This is a genomic window from Corynebacterium sp. HMSC074H12 (genome assembly GCF_001813755.1).
Lineage (GTDB): Bacteria > Actinomycetota > Actinomycetes > Mycobacteriales > Mycobacteriaceae > Corynebacterium > Corynebacterium hiratae.
In genome coordinates this window covers 239027-259970 of record NZ_KV813944.1, presented here as the reverse complement: position 1 = coordinate 259970, position 20944 = coordinate 239027, and the positions used below count along the sequence as shown (strand labels likewise).

General features: G+C 60.4%; 9 protein-coding genes. 1 reads left to right on the top strand and 8 read right to left on the bottom strand.

Features of this window, described 5'->3' with window-relative positions; genetic code table 11:
- Nucleotides 1-10 precede the first annotated feature (10 nt).
- Nucleotides 11-319: a hypothetical protein gene (locus HMPREF2932_RS12050; protein ID WP_071410237.1), complete on the bottom strand. Its 309-nt coding sequence runs from the start codon at nt 317-319 to the stop codon at nt 11-13.
- A 241-nt stretch (nt 320-560) separates the two neighbouring features.
- Here HMPREF2932_RS12050 and HMPREF2932_RS12045 point away from each other — a divergent pair, with 241 nt between their 5' ends.
- Entirely contained in the window at nt 561-1277 is a 717-nt protein-coding gene (locus HMPREF2932_RS12045; protein ID WP_071410236.1) for a FadR/GntR family transcriptional regulator, read from the top strand.
- A 9-nt stretch (nt 1278-1286) separates the two neighbouring features.
- Here HMPREF2932_RS12045 and HMPREF2932_RS12040 read toward each other — a convergent pair whose 3' ends face one another.
- The 7 genes from HMPREF2932_RS12040 to HMPREF2932_RS12010 all read right to left on the bottom strand — a co-directional run bounded on the left by HMPREF2932_RS12040 (nt 1287) and on the right by HMPREF2932_RS12010 (nt 20826).
- Nucleotides 1287-1997: an N-acetylmannosamine-6-phosphate 2-epimerase gene (locus tag HMPREF2932_RS12040; RefSeq protein WP_049155931.1), complete on the bottom strand. Its 711-nt coding sequence runs from the start codon at nt 1995-1997 to the stop codon at nt 1287-1289.
- Nucleotides 1998-2038: 41 nt separating this feature from the next.
- The gene (locus tag HMPREF2932_RS12035; protein ID WP_071410235.1) at nt 2039-2980 is read right to left on the bottom strand and encodes an ROK family protein; all 942 of its coding nucleotides are present in this window, start codon (nt 2978-2980) and stop codon (nt 2039-2041) included.
- Nucleotides 2981-3011: 31 nt separating this feature from the next.
- On the bottom strand, nt 3012-3956 hold the full coding sequence (locus HMPREF2932_RS12030) for a dihydrodipicolinate synthase family protein (protein ID WP_071410234.1): 945 nt from the start codon (nt 3954-3956) through the stop codon (nt 3012-3014).
- Nucleotides 3957-4070: 114 nt separating this feature from the next.
- Nucleotides 4071-6434 carry a 3'-5' exonuclease gene (locus HMPREF2932_RS12025; protein WP_071410233.1) on the bottom strand — a complete coding sequence of 788 codons (2364 nt, stop codon included), beginning with the start codon at nt 6432-6434 and terminating at the stop codon, nt 4071-4073.
- 28 nt (nt 6435-6462) lie between these two features.
- On the bottom strand, nt 6463-13101 hold the full coding sequence (locus HMPREF2932_RS12020) for a DEAD/DEAH box helicase (RefSeq protein WP_071410232.1): 6639 nt from the start codon (nt 13099-13101) through the stop codon (nt 6463-6465).
- 46 nt (nt 13102-13147) lie between these two features.
- Complete coding sequence (locus tag HMPREF2932_RS12015; protein WP_071410231.1) at nt 13148-17827, bottom strand: Eco57I restriction-modification methylase domain-containing protein; 4680 nt, start codon at nt 17825-17827, stop codon at nt 13148-13150.
- Entirely contained in the window at nt 17827-20826 is a 3000-nt protein-coding gene (locus HMPREF2932_RS12010; RefSeq protein WP_071410230.1) for a DEAD/DEAH box helicase, read from the bottom strand. The genes HMPREF2932_RS12015 and HMPREF2932_RS12010 overlap by 1 nt, the downstream gene beginning before the upstream one ends.
- Nucleotides 20827-20944: the final 118 nt, after the last annotated feature.

Sequence of the window (20944 nt, the reverse complement as noted above, 5' to 3'; positions counted from 1 at the left end):
CACGACACTGCTACCAAATAGCCGGTCGCAACACATAGTAACCAATCAAAATTGGAACAATGGCAAAAATAGCGAGGTTACCAGCCGAGTAGGCCCAGTCAGTCAGATATGCCTTTTCCGGAGTGGACATAAACGTGATGGCAGACAGCGTCGTGGCATAGATTGAGAATCCTGCCGCCCAGCCAGGAATCCTGCCACCCGCTTTGAAGAATTCGTCCTGATCACTGCCGGCCCTGCGCGCAAAATAAGCGCCGACAAGAAGCATTCCCAGGAGATAGAGGATCAGAACTATCCAGTTGAGTGTTCCGAACGATTGCATGTGACCTTCCCTTCAGGGCTTTCAGTGCAGAGAGCTAAATCACTCTCCAATTCGTCTGTGCAACAAAGCATGTTGAAAGATACAATACATCAGACGTCTGATGTGTGAGGGGATTTAAGATAAAGCCGTCTACCCCTGATCATCAGAGCGAAGTGCTCCTCCCCCAGCAGCGCTCATCCTTTGAGAACCCCGCCAACGTGGGAGGCTTAAGATGGATCGGAAAGAAAAGAGGGATTAACCAGTGCACACCGGAACATGGGGATTCAGCGAAGCCGCACATCGCCCTGCCTCAACCACACAGCAGGCTGTAGAGGGCATCAAGAAATTCATCCAGGACAACGCACTCAAGCCTGGGGACACTTTGCCAACCGAATCAGAGCTCTGTGCGGAACTCGGTTTCTCCCGCTCCTCTGTCCGAGAAGCCATCAGAATCCTAACGACGTTAGATATCGTCGAAGTCAGGCACGGAACCGGAACGTTTGTCTCCGGCACGTCACTCAAAGCCCTAGTTCAAGGCCTCATTTTTCGCGCGACTCTCGACGCTGACGACAACCTTGAAACGCTTCGCAATGTGGTGGAGATTCGGCAGGCAATTGATCTTGCTATCGGGCAAGAAATCACTACCAAACCCGATCCCTCCAAGCTAGATCAGTTGAGCGCCATCGTTGAAAAAATGTCAGCCAAGCGGGAGCAAGGTCTCAACTTTGCCGAGGAGGATCGGGAGTTTCATCAGGTTCTGCTTTCCGAAATAGATAACCCGATTATCCGTGAGCTCAATGATGCCTTCTGGCAAGTGCACATGAACGTCATTCCACTTCGCAAAATAGAAGAACCACAGGACTTCAGCAGAACGGTTCGCGCGCACCAAGACATCGTCGATGCCCTACAGAATAAAGATCTGAAGAAGTACCAAGAGTCTGTAATCAGGCATTACGAGCCCCTGCTGACTTCGCTGTGACAGTCCGTGTCAGCTATTAAAGCTCCGCGTAATCCACGCAGGGTCTGTAATGGCAGTGCCAATGATGATTGCGTCGGCGCCGGCGCGCTTTCCTGCAGCCACATCATCGCGCGAGGCAAACCTTCCTTCGCCGATTACAAAGGCATCCTCACCGCAGAGCCGTCGCCCCTCTGCCAAGCATTCAAGATCTGGGCCTTCGGTCTTGCTCCGGAACTCTGTGTAGCCGGCCAGCGTCGTTGAGATGATATCCGCCCCCGCTTGGTGCGCCCGCTGCATTTCTTCCGGGGTAGAACAGTCAGCCATCGACAGAACATTAAGTCGGTGGCACTCGGCGACAAGATCGGAGAAGCTCGATCCATCGGGCCGAGGGCGATCCGTAGCATCCGCACAGATAACAGCGGCCCCTGCCTCAGCCAATCGGCGCACGGACTCAACAGTAGGGGTGATATAAACCCCCTCACTCCCCTCCTTTGTTAGGCCGAAAACTGGTACATCTACTGCGGCTGCGATTGCCTCGACATCCTCGATGCCGCCATACCCGCCACACCGGATTGCGCGGCTTCCGCCCTCAACACACGCACGGGCGACATGCGTCAAGGTGTGGGTATCGCGCATTGGGTGACCATCCGGCGCTTGCACCGAGACAATCACCGAGTTTCGAATCATGTCGTGAACTTCTTCTCGGCGGTCAGCCAGTTCACTGCCCTTAAACCTAAACATATGCTTGAACCTTCCTCTGGATATATCGCGGTTAAACGGTGCTAAAAAGCGTTGTCTCGAGCAAAAGCCGCTGCGCCCACTAACGGGGCTGTCGCCGGGGATTCAGTAACCCGAATTGCAACGGAGCGATTCGGCTTCAATGCGAAATCCTCTATGGCCTGACGGAATGGTTCTTCTACAGCGGCCCCAATCTGGCACACACCGCCGCCCAAGACAACGGCATCGAGATCGAGCCCTGAAACAAGACCCGCCACAGCTCGGCCAAGGCCATAGGAATTCCCTCGAATAATCCGGGAAGCGAGTTCGTCTCCCTGGTTCATTCTTTCTACGACCTTTTCGAGGGGAAGCGCTAACTGATCTCGCTGCTTCCACTGCACCCGCTCGCTCGCCGGGTTCGTAGAAAATTCTTCATAATACGCAGCCAAGCTATTGCCGCTCATAATGTTTTCGGCGCGGTCCGCAAAGCCCCGGAAATCAGCGCACAAGAGCTCCGAAAACTCTCCGGCCGATCCGGTAGGTCCGCTGAGCAGACTCCCGTTATCGCTTACCGCACCACCGACACCAGTTCCCAACGAAAGGTACAGGACTCTGCCGGACTGGAACTCCCTCGCGGCTCCGAGCATCAGCTCTCCGTACGCCCAGACTCGCACATCATTGTGAACGGCACACGGGAGGTCAACAACCTCTTTCGCGACCTCACGAAGATTGGTACCAGCCCAGTTCTTAATGGTGTCCCCGTTGTAGGTGACGAGTCCCTCAGGTGCCTGAATCACTCCTGGCGAACCAATGCCGATTCGCGCCGGAGTACTACCCGATTCCTCCAACGCCAGCTGAATGGCTTTCTTAATCTGCTCCTGTGGCGAAGCCCCGGCCGGCTGGGTAGGGATCTTTCCCAGCGCAACTGCCTGCGTTGGGTCTTCATCAGCCACGAAGCCCCAACCAATCTTTGTTGCACCGACATCAAGCGCAAGCGTACTAGTCACTCTTCACTCGTTTCGTCGTAATTCAGCGGAATTAAGGCTCGATCACCTGAGCGGCATCGACGATCTCATGAATCTTGGCCAGCTCCTCATCATTCAGAGCGACATGCGGACGGGACATCAGCCCCGACGGGAAGACACCCAAGTGATGCAGCGCTGCCTTGAAACTGCCGAGGCCCTGCGAGCTTCCGCCCATGCGCGTGCCATCACCAACACCAACGATGGTGAAAAGGTCACAAATCTTAGACTGCAATTCCGCAGCCTCGGCGTACGCCCCGTCAACCAGGAGCTCGTGTAGCTTCACGTAGGACACCGGGTCCACGTTGCCCAGGCCTGGTACCACACCATCGGCACCTGCCAGGTAAGCAAAGTCGACCGTAGTTTCCGAGCCAGTCAAGACCACAAAGTCTTTCACCCCAGCCTTGTTGCGGGCGCTAATCAGAGCACGCGTGTATCCATCATTGCCGCCGGAATCCTTAACGCCGGCAATCACGCCTTCCTTGGCGAGGGAAATAAGAGTAGCGATATCCAGCACCGAGTGAACGCTGACCGGAATGTTATACGCGTAGATAGGGGTCTCTGGCGCGGCTTCATGAAGAAGTCGGAAGTGCTCAGCAATTTCTACATCGTGAGTACGAACATAAAAAGGCGCAGTGGCAACTAGCCCTTGCACCTCGAGCGCGACGGCATCTTCAATGTGCTCGATTACTCGCGGAGCCGTCATGTCAATCACGCCGGCAATGACCGGAACGCGCCCTTGAGCCTGTTCCACCACCGTTGCGATGACTTCCTTGCGCTGCTCTCGGGTGAGGAAAGCTACCTCACCTGAAGAGCCGAGAACGAACAGGCCATGAACGCCAGCCTTAATAAGGCGTTCAGCCTGGCGCTTGAGGGTATCGGTGTCGACAGAGTAGTCCTCATTGAACGGGGTCAGCAGCGGTGGCACCACGCCGCGCAAGAGCTGTGTATTTGCAGTCATGTTTAGGAACCTTCCCATTCGCCTTCGTATTGGAGTCATAAGACATCATACGTCTCCTAGGATTGTGATGCAGTTCCTTCTAGCGAAAAGAAGCGGAGCAAAACGCCGACTAATCTACCCCGGCAACAACTCCGAAGCCTCGCCCACCACGCTCACCACGAGCACATCGCGGGCGCGGGAGGCCGCCACGTAAAGCAACGCCCGCTCGCGCTGCAGCGCCTCGTCGGCCTCGGCCGGTGCAAGCCCCTTCATGAGGTAGCGCTGCGGCAGCGCCTCGCGGCTTACATCCAGCAAGATGACGTGTGTGAACTCCAGGCCCTTGGCGTTGTGCATCGTCATCACCGCCACCGGGCGCTCCCGGGAGGTGCGCCGCCCAGTACTCACGGCCACGCCCAACTCACCGAGCTGCGTGGCAATCTCATCCTTACGGGGATTGGTGCGGGTCAGCACACCAATGGAGACGTCTTCCTCCCCGGAGGTCCAGTCCCGGATATGCGCGGCCAAAGCCTCGGCTTCCTCCGCCTTGCTGGCAGAGCTCAGCACCACCGGCGCCGGCCCCTGGCGCACCGAACGGTAGCCGTGTAGATCGTCGATATCCTCTTCCGAGTCAATCCACTCGGTCCCCTCCAAAATCGCCGTGGCATAGCCCAGGTTCTGCCGGGTCGTTCGGTAGTTCACCCGCAGCTTCCTCGTGGCACGCCCGCGTGTTTCAATCCCGTAGTCACGCAGCACCAAACGCTGGCCATAAATGCGCTGGTGTGCATCCTCCGCAATAAAGATGTCATTCGGCCCACGTTTGGCCACCGCCCGCAGGAATTTCCAGTGGCCGGCGTGGAAGTCCTGGGCTTCGTCGATAAGCACGTGATCAAACATGCCCTCCGTGCCGGTGCGGTGCTCCACGATGTGCGCGGCCAGCACCGCTGCGGCCGCATAGGTCAGCTTCCCAATGGACGCGCACGCCGCGTGGAAGTATTCCACAATCGCCCACACCGCCTTGCGCTCAGCACGAGTCAGCGGCGTGCCACGTCCGGTACGCCGCGCTCGGAGATAGGTCTTCTCATCGGTAATCCCCTGTGTGAGAATCACCGCCGAATACTCCTGCGCCAAGAACGTCGGGTGGGATTTCTCCCGCGGCAGGGAGCTGCCTTTCAGCTCCGCGGCCTCCTGCCACTGCCGCTTTTCCTCTACGCCATCCAGGCCGCGGGGCACAAAGTCCCCATCGATGTTGAGCACCGCGGCCATCGCGGCGGCACGCTCCGTTGCTTGTGCGTTCGCCAGCACGTCGAAGACGAGCGCATCAACGCCACTAATCCACAGCCCCGGCGCGCCATGCACGGAGGCCTCCGGGAAAACCGGGTACAGCTCGTTCATTTGTGTCTTCAGCGCATTGGCCAGCTCACGCGTGTACGTGGTCAAAAAGACGCGCGCCTTCGGGTTCTTCTGCAGCAGGTGCTTCGTGCGGTGCACCACCACTACGGTCTTGCCGGTACCAGCACCACCAGTGATGCGCGCGGAGCCCGTGTGCTCCGCTTCCACCGCCCGGCGCTGGCTCGGGTGGAGGAAGACGCGCCACTCGGCAAAAGAGCCCTTGAGGATCGCTGCCAGCTCTTCTTCGCCTGGGTCGATGGCAAAGTCCATCCGGGCAGCCGGGGACTTGATACCTTCCACCAGTGCCTTGTCGGAACTCGCATCAGCCACCGCCGCGGGCTCCACCAGGTCCAAGCCCAGTTCCTCGCGCACCTCAGCAATGCTCATCCCTGACAGCAGGCCAACCACCGCATGATGTTCCCAATCCGGCGCGCTCTCCGACTTCTCCAAGGCCTCATCAACTGTGGCGGCCTGTTCCAGCACCGCTACCGTCTGCGGTGACAAGCCCAGGTCATCGGTGAGCTCATGCTTGGCGGCGCCCACCACATCCCACGGCCGCAGGCCCTCACCGTCATCAGTGGTATCCGCCGAAGACTCAGCCGACGGCTCCGCTTCCGAAGAAGCCGAAGCATCCCCCGCCGCCGCAGCCGAAGACTCTGCTGCAGAGCCCGCTGCAGAATCTGCCTCTGCAGCTGCTGCCTCGGCAGCGAGTTGCTCGGCTGCCAAGCGCTTGGCACGTGATTCAATCTCCGCCTGCGACATCGCCGCCGAAGCTCCCGGCGCGGTGGCATCCACGAGCGCCGGCACTCCGGAGACCTCATTGACCACCAGCGTCTTCGACGTGGCGAGCGCATAAGCATCATCGTGGTTGAGGATGTCAATGAGCACGAACATGGTGTCGTTGCCATCGTGCAGCTCAAAGAGCACCGCGCGGTACTTGCGGTTAACCCGCGCGGTCCGCACACGTTTATCCACCGCATCCTTAATGGGCTCCACGTGCAGCGAAGGGTTAGTGGGATCCTCGACCAACTTGTTGCAGAACTCAAAGATCTGGTTCCCCAGGTTGTAGCGGTCCTCAATGCGGCGGTAGAAGGACAGGCTCGTTGCCATTGCTTTCCTCTCTTTTAAAGTCAGCGGATCAGGAGGCGCTCAGCGCCGCGGTCAAAGGATCAGGAACAGATTCGAAGTCAGCGCCGAAGACTGCATAGCCCTCAGCCTCGAAGTTTTCGCGCAAGTCTTCAACATCCTCAGCAAAGAGCAACAAAACCTTCTGCTGCGGCCACTGCACCACCACCGGGATACCGGAGACCTCACCACCGATGGAATCAGCATCCGGCTCGGGCAGGCTTGCTGCCGCCATCGCCCGCAGCGCTGCGTGCACCTCCGGCTCGTCGGCGAAGGCATCCAGTGCCTCGACCCAGCCAGGCGTTACCGCAGATTCCGCTGCAGAATCCGCAGCCTCATCCACAGCCCGCAGCGCAGGCTCAGCTGCTTCATCGACCGGCTGCGGGACAACCGACGGCACGCCACGCGCCACCACGTCTTCCACCACGGACTCCTTCACCTCGACCTGTGCGAGGTCAGGGTCCAGGTAGGCCATGTTGCTCAAGCCCAAGAACAGCCGCCAGGCTTCCAAGTCCTCGGAGACGTTGCTGGCATCGAACCGCACGCGACGGTGGGCATCACCCACACCCGCGGTAACGGTTCCCAGGTAGTTCTTCTCAAATCCATCCGGGACCTGCGTACCGCCAAAGGATGCCTCGAGCAGCGCAGTCTTGCTCAACGTGGCCCAATCGTTGACTGGCTCCAACAAGAGGGCAAGCAGCAGCCCCAACGGATCCATGTCCACGCGATTCAACAGGTCTTGGGATGCGTTGTACTTCTTTGCCATAGGTGGTCGTAGGTCCGGCTTCACCCACACCGGCGGCTCCATCGGTTCGTTGCGTACCGCAGATTGCCGGGCATCGATGTCCTGCCACGTCAGCGACCACGGCAAGTAACCCAACTCGTAGAGCCCATTGCGCTTATCAAAGTCATCCTTGACGCGGTTGTACACCGCACTGGCGTGAAAGGCCGCGCCATCAAGGTAAACGGCGACGTCACGGATAGCGTTATCGCGCGTGGAAAAGACGAAGTCCGGGATGGTGCCGCCAATCTGCTTCTGCTCCTCCATGACCCAGTCATGGAGCGAGCCTTCAAAGCTGATGTCCCACTGCGCGTGGTTGCCCTTCATGGATTCCACCACCGTGGCACCGCATTCCTTCAAGTCCGCGCGCAGCTGCTCCACAAAGCGCTGCTCCAGCTTGGACTGCTCGCTACGCTCCGGGCGCTCTTCCGTCAGGTGGCCTTCCCAGGTGAAGGCGGCGGGATCCGCATCGGTGGAGACATGGAGGTCATCGGCCAGAATCTTGCGCAGCGCCACCACCGCGGCCTCACGGGAGGTCTGCGGAATCTGGCTACTGCGTGCAAAAGGCAGCAGGCAGGACGGGCAGCATTGCCGCACCTCTTCAGCACAGTGGCAAGAGGCCAAGCGCCGGTAAGCCACGAGCAGCATCTGGCGCACATGCGCCGGTTCCGTGAACTGAGCCAGGTAGCCGGTACCACCCGGCACGGTGTCATGGATAAGCAGCATATCTACCGGGCTACCATCGGAATCCACGCGCACCGGCTCCACGTCCAAGTGATTCGGGTTACCGCCCAGGTACTCCTTGAAGCCGAGCTTCAATGCCGCCACCAGCGAGGGCAGCGTGGTGGACTCCACCATGCCCAGTAGCGCTGGCAGATGCACCAGTACCGCCTGCGTACCCAGGCTGCGTCCCAAAGCAAAACTAATGGAGTGCTCCTCAGCTGCGTTGCGATACTCGCACCACGGCGCATGGTCCTGCCAGCGGTTCGCGCCCACATCGGAATCCAAGTGCCCGCAGCGCTCGCACACGCGGAACAGCGGCGCTTCGCGCTCTACTGCCGCAAAAGTACGCGGGCTGCCGCCGCCCATACGGCCCAGGTTCAGCCAGCGCATCTCCACGTGCGAGAGGTACTCCATACCGAAGCCGGAGTCAGACAGATACCAGGCCTTGCCGCGCCCGCCCTCGGGCACATCAAAACTAAGCTGCGTTTGAAAGCGCAGTGAGGTGCGGTCATCGGTGATGTCATTGATGGCGGAGCGTGCCGCGTCCACTGTGGCATAGACCTTGGTCATCTCCACCACATCAATGAGCTGATTCCTATCCGCAAAGCCCTTGGACCCACACTCCGGGCAGGCACCGACGCGCGGAGCGGCCACGGCCACCTCTTCATCGCTGGAGAGCACCGCACCTGTGGCCTCCGAGTAGGAGCACTCCGGGCACAGACGCCACTGAGTGAGTGCCGAGTGGTGCTCGCCCAACTCCACCGAGTCCACCTTCGCGCCCACGCCCTGCACGTAGAAGGTGTTTCCGGGCGCCAGCTCCGTCAGCGCGGAAGAGACACCACGGCTGTAGCTATAGGTCTCCGTCTCAAACTTCTGCACCTCCTCATTGAAAGAGGAGACAGCCAGATTGAACTCCACGGCATCATCCAACAACGTGAAGTTCGGTAGCAGCCCAAAGCGCTCCAAAGCGCTGATCCAGTACTCATCAGCGTGGTCCTCCAGCTGCTTGCGCACAAACCTCTGGGAAGCCACCGTGGCGTCATACTGGTTCTTCAGCTCCTCATCCTCCACCGCGGAGGCCTCCACGCGTGCCTTCAACTCCGTCACGCGCTTGCTCAGCACTTCTCGGCGGGACAACAGCAGCTTCTGTGTTGCACCCCAGCGCTCACGTGCAGACTGCAAGTCCACCACCATGCCGGACGAAGCACCAGCCTCACCCGGCAGGCACCAACCGCGCAGCTCTTCCAACACCTCCGCCGAAGCATGCTGCGCCACCGTAGAAGCAAAACGCTCATAGGCCTCCAACACCACCGCGGGCGAGAGCTCAACCAGCGCATCCACCACGGAGTAGCTGGCATGTGTAAACACATCGCGTGCGCTGCGTAGCTGCTCCACTGAGCTCGCCACGTCAGTGCTATCTAGCAGGTAGGCCACGAACTGGCGGTGCATGATATCGCGCGCGGACAGATACGCCGCAGGTGCTGTCACTGAACCAGCGATGGTTTCCAACGGATGCTCCAACGTAGTCAGGGCACGCCCGCGACCGCGTACCAGCGCCACGATGAGCGAGTTACCCGTCAAACGCCCGGCGCGTCCCACGCGCTGCACGTAACTAGCCACCGTGTGCGGCATAGAAGACAGCATCACCGTGGAGAGGTCACCGATGTCGATACCCATCTCCAACGTCGGCGTGGCCACGAGCACGTTCGGCGCCGAGGCGGACTGCTCCGCAAAGGGCCGCTTGAACTCATCCTCCAGTTCCTTGCGCCGTGGCGTGGGCACCAGTCCCGTGTGTTCTTCTGCCACCACGGTGCGGGTATTCGTAGTGCGGTAAAGCTGCTGGTAGTAGTTATCCTCCACACCCACCGGCACGAAGTGCCCGGTACAGGACAACGTAAAGCACGCCACCGAAGACATCGCCTCACGCGCCGCAGCATCCACGCCCACGCGCAGGTGGCACACCGGGCACTCCAACAGCCCCGGCTCGGCTTCTTCGCGTACAATGATGCTCTCCGGGTCCAGCGCATACACGCGCCCACCCGTGGCCGTCGGTACGGAGAACACTACTTCCTCAAACTCGAGCTGCTTGAACAACTCCGCCACCTGGTTGGCTGCATCAAACGCGCTGCTTGTCGAAGCACCCAGCGCCGCCTTCGTCCACCGCGCGTACCAGCCCTTCTGGGAGTCCAACGGCATCGTCGCGTTATTATCGCGCTTGCCCAACGCCCCCTTGAGCGCCGCCCCCGCACGCGGGAACTTCGGCGCGCCACCGCGCACGAACGCAGGTATTCCCTTGGCACGCGCCTGACGGCGGTTAAGCAACCACGGATTGCAATCCTGACGCAGGTATTCCTTGAGCCACGGGTGGGCAATGCCACCGGCAATGCGCATGTACTCCACCACACCGCGCGCCCAAGCCAGCAGCTCCGCATCCGTGGCCAGCGTTCCCGCCACCGCACGCGCCGCCGACAGCAGCACCGCATCATCAACACCCACCGACACCGACAGCGTCCCCGTCGTCACCAACGAGCGCGGCAGATCCACCCGGTCACCGAACTGCAGCGCTAAGTCCAAGTCCAAGCGCGACTGCAATGCCGCCAGCGCACGCCGCTGCTCCGCAGCACCAGCGCCCTTCTCCCACACCGCCCGGTAGCGCGGCGACTCCTTCAACTGCGGCGGCAACAACTCATAGAGCGCCCTCGCCCGCACCGCCGGCTCCGACTCCGCGCGCGCATGCTCCACCATGCGCGCGGCCACCGACGACAACGGCACGCCTGCGGACGAAGATGCCGTCGTTTCAGACGACGAAGACGATTCAGAGGAAACAGCAAACGAGCGAACCGCTCGCCAAATACGCGCGCGCAACGCGAAAGCGCGCGCACGGCTTTGCACGAAGCCCGCGCGGTGTGCGGCATCCTGCACAGAGTCCGCGAAGACCAGAGTCTTCTTCTCCGCGGAATCCAGATCATCCATGCCGAAGAGGTTGCTCAGCGCCACCGAAAGCAACGTCGCCACCGAGGAACCCAAGAAGCGCATCGCGTCGTCTTCACCACAGGACGGGCACTGCTGCGCCTTCGCGCGCTCCTCCGCACCTTCACCGGAGTAGACCAGCACCGGCACCACTGGGGATTCCTCCATGGTCTCCGAATCAGGTGCCTGTGGTGTCAGACCCGGCAGGTCCAGGTTCAACCACGCCACGCGGGAGCTCTCACCGTCTGCGCGCGTAACGCCCTGTGCCACCTCACTCGTGGCATCAATGAGCGGACGCTGGCGCTCCGGCGCGCTGATAGCAATGCGGCGAATCTCCTGCGGTGCGGTGACATACGTGTCACCGCCGGGTTGCTCCGCCAGCATCCATCCGGAACGCCCGCAGTGGCGGCAGTAGATCGCCGGCAGCCACGCTTTGGGCGCATCGCCTGCAGCTTGCACCGTGTGCGCGCCCATGCCGCCATCATCGGACCATCTGAACACCGAGGAACGCGACGATGACGCCACTGCCCTATCGATGCGGGAGATCTCACGCACCCACAGGTGCAACTCCACACCAGGGAACTTCTTTCCATCCCAGCCCAATGCGGCACCGAGCTCCGCGCGCACATACGCAATGAAGGACAACGTCAGGGACAAGAACTCGACCGCCAACTCGCGGTGACTGCGCAGCACGTTGGCCGGGAACACTCGCGATACCAGCGGTTCCACCGCCACGATATCCGTCCCCGGGACCCCAGCTTCACCGTGCTCCAGCGGCACCGGCGTGGCGGCCTCCCGCAGAATCGCGCACACCAACTCATTGCCCGCCATTGCCAGAACCGAGTCAGCCAAGTCCGGGGAAGAATTCAAACCAGGCAAAGAACCGAAGACGTGCCGGCTCATCGCCTCAAACACCGCCGAGTCAAACGACGATGAATCTGATGAATCTTCAGCAGAACCTGAAGCAGCAACCGCAGCCGCCACCTCATCAACGACGTTCTGCATCACCTCAACCGAAGGCGTTGGCGTCACTGGCGGAAGCACTTCAGCAGAATCGGAGTTCGACGAGTCTTCGTCGTTTGAAACGACGGCACGCAGCTTCGCCACCAATGGTGCAACCGTAGACTGCCACTCCTCCACGGTCATGAGCGTCTCCCCGACCACAGCATCCGGCGGCATCTGCTCGCCAAAGACCGTGTAAGCGAAAGACAACATATCGCTGTGCGGTGCCGCCGAATCTGTACCGGAGTCTTTGGTGTCTCCGGTGCTTTCGGTACCTTCGGCGCTTTCGGTGCTCTTGTCCCCCAACGTTGCGGAGGTCGCCACCGGCGTTACCTTGCCCAAAGGACGCTTGGCATCCTCAGGCGAAAGGAAACCCTCGGGCTGATACTTCTTGAGCATCAAACCCAGGCGGCGAAGTAGCATCGCCACGTCCGTGCCTTGGGCTGCGTCATAAGTGTGGAACTCATCCAGAACCAAGTACTGCAAAGACCGCGCGGACTTCTCCCACAGCTCACGGTCCTGCTCACGCAGCAGCAACTGGTCCAACATCTTGTAGTTCGTCAGCAAGATATCCGGCGGCGTATCGCGCAGCACCGAACGGTCAGAAATCAGACCATCCTTCGATGCCTTCCTGCGTCCACCAGAAACCACCTCGCCGGTGTAGATACCCGCTGTCACCCCGGCGAGCTCAGCCTCGGCATGCAACAGCTTGGCCAAACGACGTTCCTGATCGGACGCCAGCGCGTTCATCGGGTACAGGATCAGCGCCTTAATTCCGCTGCCGTTAGAACGACGGCAATGATCCAGAATCGGATAGAGAAAGGACTCCGTCTTACCCGAACCAGTACCCGTCACCACCAACGTGGGCGATGGCCGACGCTTCGAGCCCGTCGAATAATCGAACGAGGACAACCGCTCGAAGGCTTCTACCTGATGGAGGTAAGGCTTGAAGCCAGACGGCAGCCAACCCAGAATCCCATCCCACGACTTCGCCGGTGCATAGGGCAAGCGCGTGCGCACATACGGCCCGTAAAACATGCCGCCCTGCGGGTCGTTGAGGAACTCACGCAGCTGCTGGGAGGTCAGGTCCTCTGCCAGGGAGAAAGTCGTGGTGAGGTACTCCGACAACCCATCAACAATGTGGGTGGAGGCGTAAGTAGGGATAAGACTCGACATAAGGTGCTACTTCAATACTTTCGGTCTTCGCTTCTGGCTTCCGGAACTATTGCTGGTCCATCATCGCAGCATACTTTTCATATGCTGCTGCCAAGTCTGCTTCACGATCCAACGGCGCAAACGGATATTCAAAGGCGTACTCCACTCCCGACTGCGGATGCGTCCACGTGCGGTCTGATTCCGAAAGCTGCTGACCATCCTTGAGCTTCTTCTCCAGCTTCAGGACCTCCTTGGGAACCTTGCGACCATTCGCGTCATACAAATCTTCTTGGTCGTAGCGCCTCATCACGGGGAACTGCGTCCGATAAATCATCAGCAACTCATCCAGCGTCACTCCCAACGACAACGCCACCATGGCGTCGATTTCGTTCTGGGCATGGAAGCGATCGCGGGCGTTGCGGAAAGGAGACTTATCTGTCCAAGTTCTCTCAAACACTGACTCCCACAGATCCTTATATCCAGCAGTCAGACAGTTGAGTTCTAGAAACCTCTCGCCAAGCTCACCTCTAAAAACATCTACCCCTAGCGGCAAACTCTCAACTACTGGCGCACGCAAATGCGAAACCCCTGTTGACCGAATAAAGAAATCCGTAAGAAGACTGCTGAGAATGGCACCAACCCAAATCGTGTCCCTGCTTGAACCAAGAACAGACAGCGTGGCCACATTATCAACGTGCGTAGCTCCGACAGGTACTAAGGCTGGATAGCATGTCCGAAACCCAGTCGTTGCAGCCATAACTCTCCACCCCACGCGGAGCTGATTACGTACCGGGATATTCTCGCCTTCAAAGGACCATAGACCATAGTCCCGGTCATATGTGGCTATGGCTCGATCTGGTAAATACGAAGTCGCGGGAATAAAGTCTTTTGGCAGGAATTCTAGATCGATTTCAGTCCAATCTTGGTTATGTTTCATTGTGGGGTTGGGCTGTTTGTTAAATGGGGTCGAAAGCCCAAAGTGCGGTCCTTGTAGTACAACATCGTCCCAAGAACTTGGGTGCTGCCAAGAGACTTCGATGAATCCTTTTTTGGGTGCGGCCCCTTCATCCCAGCCAAGCGAAAACTGTGGTCCAAGCGTCTTCACGCGCGCAGAACCAGCCATTTTGGATAAAACCGCAGACGCTTCACTGTTCACCGAGTAGACGGTGCGTGTCTCAAGCAGCGGAGTGCCGGGTTCCTCAATGATCGAGTTCCATACCCTGAGGGTATCCTCGTCGACCGTAATGATGCGGTCGCGGTGTGGACGCAAGTCCCACTTGTCATTGTCGTCTTTGAAGCCTGGAAGCTTTCCGCTTCCGTCATGTTCCAAAGAATCAATGACGGTACGCGGATGATACAACGCTGACGCAGAAAGGAAGCTCGGCTTTTCTTGACGGCTACTGTAAACGTGAATTCCGTACTTCACGAGATCATGAACGTCGAACAGTACAAGCTCATTAATGAACTGCCAATGACGGCGAAGACGTCGATAGGCACCAGCCCTCAGCGCTGCGGCCTTCTTCTCCGTGAAGTGGGATTCGGGGTGGATGAGTGAAATGATGCCGTTATCGGCGGCGTTCGCCCACGTGCGTTCCATGAAGCCGCGGTAGAGATCCGGGCGCTGGTCCTTGAGGTGCGGGTAGCGGGTGACGTCGCGAAGCACTGCTGCCGTCGTTACTGCTTCGCCGGCACCCTTGGAAAGGGACTCGAGGATGCCGGGGGCGTCGGCAAGCGCTTCCCGGCGTGCCTTCTTTTCCGTTTGCGTTGGTTTGTTCGCCAGGCTGAACCACGGATCGAATTCGGAAAGAAGATCGTCGAAGTTGACGTCAGGGCGCACCCACGGAGGGTTGCCCACCTGGAAGTCGAAGCCTCCCTTAGCCATGACGGTGGCGAAGTCCAGGTCCCAGTGAAAGAAGGCTTGTTCCTGGGCAATGGTGTTAGCGGTATTCAGCCAGGGGTGTGCTTCAAGGACGTCCTCGTAGCGCAGGCGGCCGGAGGTGGAACGGTCGAGTGATTCGACGTAGTCCAGCTCGTCCCAGGTCATGTCGAAGCCGAAGGCGTACTGGTTGTCCTTGCGGTAACGCTTCTGACCCTCGTTGGGGATGCCGAGGAGGTCCTGCATGGTGGCAAGGTACTCGGTGATATCGGGAAGCTCGTCCGTGGCGGTGACCGGCCAGTACCAGAGTGCGTTCCACGCATTCATGGCGGTGCGCAGGCGAAGGTAAGCGCCTTCGTTGTTGTGGAGGAGTTCTTCCTCCACCTGGGCGCGGGTAACCACGTCCGTGCGCTTGGCGGTGTTGGGTTCTTGGCCCCACAAGTCCAGGTCACGGCGGATTTGGTCCTCGGCGATGCGCAGGCGGATAAGGGAGAGCTCCCAGAGGCGCTCAACTTGGTTGGACAGTGCGTTGGCGAGCTTGGTCTGCGTAACGTTGAGAGGCTTGCAGATGGACTTTTGCCAGGCCTTCATGGCCTTGATTTCCTCAGCGGCGAGGTTCTTGAGGTCCTTGGCGTCCACCGCACTTCCCCAGCCGTGGCTGGGTACCAGGAAGTGGTGGATACGACCGGTGGGATGCTGATCCGTCTCGTTGGCGTCGATAGCCTCCGCTAACTCCTTGAGCGGATGGTGCTGCGGGGTCAGCGTGAGGTAATTCTGCGTGCCCTTCGCTTTCGATGCGGTGGAGGAGACTTCCTTGGCACTGAAGGTCGAACGGGTGGCACCCACGAGGGAGTTGCCGTGGCGCAGGTGCAGGCCGAACCATGGGGCTTTGAGCTCCTTGGTCATGGTGTTGAGCCACAGGGAGATTTCGGCGAGCTCCACCGCGGTCTTGTTGAGGTCCACGCCGTAGACCTGGTGCAGGGCGATGGAGGCCTTGACCTTTTGCAGCTCCTGGGTGCGGTCCTCACCGGGGATTTCTTTGCCCAGCTCAGATTGCTTTTTGCTCAGGTAGAGCTCTGCGAGCTGGTTCACGGCTTCCACGGCGAAGGCGCCGGAGCCCATGGCGGGCTCGCAGATGGTGAGGGTGAGAATGTCATCGGCGTTGTCGATGCGGCCGGTTACTTTGAGCTCTTCGATAGCCTGGCCCACGGTGAACTCGGTGATGACGGGTGGCGAGTAGAAGGAGGCGGAGCGCTCACGGTCACGGGAGGATTGGCGGTAGACAAAGCTGCCGCGAGCGTGGGTGCGCTGGACGCGCTCCACGCCACCGTGTTCGCTTTCGCGGTCTTCGTAGACGATGGAATCCTGCGGGAGCGTGCGTGCTTGTGGTTCGGGAACCACCCAGGAGCCCTTGGAAGGATCGCCGTGCTTGGCTACTTCAACGAGATCTTCTTGGGCGATGAAACCGGTGTAGGACATCAGGCCCTCGTAGACCTGGCCCAGCTCAGTCACGCCCAGGGTGGCGTAGGAAATGAAGCCGCGGTCACTACCCCGCTTTTCTTTTGTGAGAAGGAGGTTCTGTAGGACGCGGTGCAGCGCCAGGTTGGAGAGCTTGACTTCATCGATGTAGGAGGTGGCTTCAGATTTGAACAGGTCCGCGTCGAGGTTGCGGAATTCCAGGCCGTCTTCGGTGGCGTTGGCGTCGAAGAGCTCGGCGTTCGCATCGTGCGGATCGTGGCCGCGGTTGACACGCTCGAAGAGCAGCTGGAGGCTTTCATAGAGGTGCGTGCCGTTTTGGGTGCGGTGCGTGGTGGGCTCGGTGAGAATGAGGTCACGCAGGCGGGACAGGCCATAGCCTTCGTCATAGTCGTTGTCCCCGGTGGGCAGGATTTGTAGTTCCGGGGAAGATTCGGCGAAGAGGAGGAAAAGGATGCGATAGAGGTAGCGCAGGGCTTGGTTGGCCAGTTCGTTGCCGTCGATGTCGGTGGTGATGTGTTGTTCGTTGTTGGTGTCCTGCAGCGCTCTGCGCTGCAGGACGTCGTTGCCGATGATCTCAATCGAGGCCTTGATGGCTCCGCGCAGTTCCTCGGAGACTTTGACGGAGTGTTCGCGGGCTTGGGCGAGGGTGTCGAGCCACCAGGTGGTGCCGTCGGCACCGCACATGGTGTGCTCGGCGGCCAGGATGGACACAACTCGGGGAAGCTCGCCTTTGGCTTTCTGGTCATTGCGCTCGACGGCCAGGCCTAGGTCCACGGCGAGGTAGCGGCCCAGCGGCCAGGTTTCGCGCTCTGCCAGGACTGCCCAGCGGCCGGCGAGGACCAGGATGAGGTCGGGGGCTTGCTCGGTGAGGAAGAGCTCGCCGACGAGCTTGGCGGCGGTAATGTCGAGGGCCTTGGCCTCACCGTTGGAGTTCTGGTGGCCGAGCTCCGGGTCGACTCCGAGAAGCGGCACGGTGGTGAGATCCTCCACGGAGTCCATCTGCCCGGCGCGCAGGATGACCAGGGAGTGGTTCTTGTCCGCGGCGGCGTTCAGCGTGAGGGGCTGGCCGTTGCGGGAGAATTCCAGGCGCTGTGGCTGCGGGTAGCCGAAGGCCGCGGAGACGAGGTCGTAGACCTCGTGCAGTGCATCGTCGGATGCCTCCATGGAGAGCGCGGAGAGCTTGGTGTGCAGTGCTTCCCTGCGGGAGGTCAGGCGCAACAGCGGGGATTGGGTGTGCTCATGGCCAGCGCTCTTGGCGTCTTTGTCCGTTGCCTTCCACTCTTTGACGGCCTCCTCCACGCGCTTGCCAAAGGAGCTGCCTTTGTCATCGGTGGTGAGGTAGTAATCCGAGATCCATTCCTCGACGTTGATGATGGAATCGAAGTCTGCCATTAGCGTGCCTCTGCTTCGTTGGAATTGGAGTGGTCAGTGTCTGGGAGGACGAGTGCGAGTGGGCGCACGAGGGAGCGCTCCGGGGCCATGGATTTCAACAGTTCCTCGTCCTGGTGGATAAGGCGCTTGGTGTCTTTGATCTTGAGAGTCTGCTGGCCGTCGTTGGCCCCCTGCCAGTAATCGGCACGCTGCTGCCAGCCCGCGATGCGGTCCTGTGCGTGGTCCAAGTTGGTGTTCTTGACCACCGTGAGGTGACTGTGGGCGGTTTCTACTGCAGCAGCGATGAGCTGTGCTGCGGTATCAGGGACAGCGAACTCGCCGGGGTTGATGGCGTTGTCACTAAGCCCGATGCGGTTGAGCCAGGCATAGACGTCTTCGTGCACCTCAATGTCCACGGCCTGCATGCCGGCGGGGACGTTGAAGCCGAAGGGGCCTTCCGTGGCGGTGAGGAAGGTGCGAGAAAGCACTTGGCCGCGGGAGTTGGTCAGCGTTCCCATGAGTAGCAGCGTGGGCGTATCCACCGCGCCGAGTACGGCGGGGATTTCGCTTTGTGCCATGTTCGTCAGGGCGCGGTCCGCGGCCCACTCGGAGACCGGGTGCAATGGTCCGAGGAAGTGGGCGCGCGGCCAGGACTTCTCCGAATCACCTTCGCGCGCGGCTTTGAGGTGTTGGTTACCGCGACGCTCAGAGGTGGCCAACATGAGGCGCTCGGTGACCTTGCGGTAGGACACATAATCCTGCGGCAGGTAATCAAAGCGTCGGCAGAGATCGCGCGGAGGGGTGAGCTCCACGATGTCATTATCGTGCTGTGCAAAGTCCACGCCACCAGCACTCAAAGGCTTGTCCGCGGAGTCTTGGTAGGCCTCCGCCAAGGCGTCACCGAGGTAATCTTTCTCCGCGCGGTAGAGGCTGTGGCGCGCTGTGCGGCGTGACGGCGCGGGGGTGGCGTCGCCAAGCGTTGAGGATTCTCTGTTCTCGTCGTCGTTGGTGCTCTCGGGGTTATCGGCGCTCTCGGCGTCGTCAGGGCCGTTGGTAGCAGCGGCGGCGAGTAGCGCCCAGATGTCATCGCCCAGGCCGGTGGCCGGAGCGGCCTCCTCCGGTTGCGCGTCTGGTGCCGGCTTGGCATGCGCGCCGGTGAGGATCTCCTCCGGGGAGGCAACGACCTCATCGAAGTCGCGCTCGTGCATGAGCACCGCGCGAATCTCATCTTCCTCCGCCTTGGGGTTGTGCTTGCCCATGAGCGGGGCGGCATCACCGAGGAGCTGGTTCGCGGAGTACTCGCGGTCAATAAGGCGGGTGAGCACGCGCAGCTCACCGATAGAATCGGCAACGTCGGCATCCTTCGGGTCCAGCAGCAGGGAGGTAATCTCCGGCTCGTGTTCCTGGCCGTAGCGGTCGATACGGCCATTGCGCTGCTGGATGCGGATGAGCGACCACGGGATGTCATAGTGCACCAGGTGGTGACACTGGGCATGCAGGTTGACGCCTTCGGAGGCGACGTCGCCAGTAATCAGCACGCGAAGCGGGGTGTCGGTGCGCTTGAATTCGTCGATAAGCGCCAGCTGATCCGAGTCTGACAGGCCGCCGTGCATGACTTTCACCGCGTCCTGCGGGAGCTTGAGATGCTTGGCGACGTTCTCCTGCAACCACCGCAACGTCGCCACCCTCTCCGAGAAGATGACGACGCGGCGCTCGGAGCCCTTCTTGACGCCTATCTCCATGAGGTAATCAATGAGTGCTGCGAACTTGTTGGAGTTTTCCTCCGTGACCTTGCTGTTGAGCTCTGCCAGGCGCTCCAGCTTGGCTGGCTCCTTAGGCTTGTCGAGCTTCTGGCGCGCGGCAATAGATTCCGCCAACGCGGCCGGGGAAGATAGGAAAGCCTTGACCAAGGTCCAGGGGAAGAGGCGATCATTCGCCGTGCTGGCTGGGGTGTTGACCCAGTCCTCGGCGATGGCGCGCGCCACGGCGTTTTCCTCCGGGGAGGCATCCACCAAGATATTGCGGGGCTCGCCGCGCTTGGCCCACTTCTCCCCCACCACGGAGGCTACCTCCGGCGAGTTGCGGTGGCGGCGGATAATCAGCTTCTTGGCGGCCTCCATGTCGATGGAGCCATCCGGGAGGACAGAGAGCGGGTCGAGCAAGCGCAGGATTTCTTTGAAGGATTCCTCGCGGCCGTTGTGCGGGGTGGCCGAGGCCAAGATAAGGGACTCGGTGGTCGGTGCCAACGTGCGGGCCAGCTCATTGTTTTGGGAGCCGGCGTTGGTGGCGTTGTGGATCTCATCGATGACCACGGCATCCCAGCGGACCTTCTCCAGCTGCGCGCGGTACTTCGGCGCCTTGAGCGTATCCATCGACACGATGACGCGCGGAAAGTAGGTAAAGGGGTTCTTCGACGCCGGCAGCTTCTGGCGGACCTTCTGAATGCCCTGGCTGTCCAGGCGCACCAGCGGGATGGCGAAGCGTGTCCACAGCTCCTGCTGGAACTGCTCCATGACGTGCTTGGGCGTGACGACGAGTATGCGCTCTCCCCTGCCGCGGCGGATAAGCTCCGCCAGGATCATGCCGATCTCCAGCGTCTTGCCCAGGCCCACGGCATCCGCGAGCAGCACGCGCGGGCGGATGCGCTCATCTGACAACGCCGACTTCACAGCGGAGAGCTGATAATCCAGCGGGTCTGCCAGCATCTGCGTGGCGACCTCCAGCTGCTTTTGGTACAGCGGGACTGGCGTGCGGCGCAGCGTCGACTCCAACCACAGGCGGGTGTGGCGAAACTGCGGCGACTCATCCGGGCTAACGGTGACGTTGGCAGGGTCGAAGACCTCGATGTCATCGAGCGCAGTAAAGAAGATGGCGGTGGTATCGCGCACGTAGTCGCTCACCCCGCGCGCCCGGATCCGGAAGCCGTCGGTGGTGCGCGCGACGTTGCTGACCAGCCAGTGCTCGTCGCGGCAAGAGATGGTCACGCCGGGGGCGAGCTGGGAGTAGTCGGTAAGGCTCATGGAGTCCAAGGTAGCAGCGAGGATGGACCCTATTTGGCAGATTGTGGCTCAGGAGTTAGAGAAAATGAGAGCAGAGAATGCTACCGCCAGAACTACCGCTTCCTAGGTTGTACGGCCA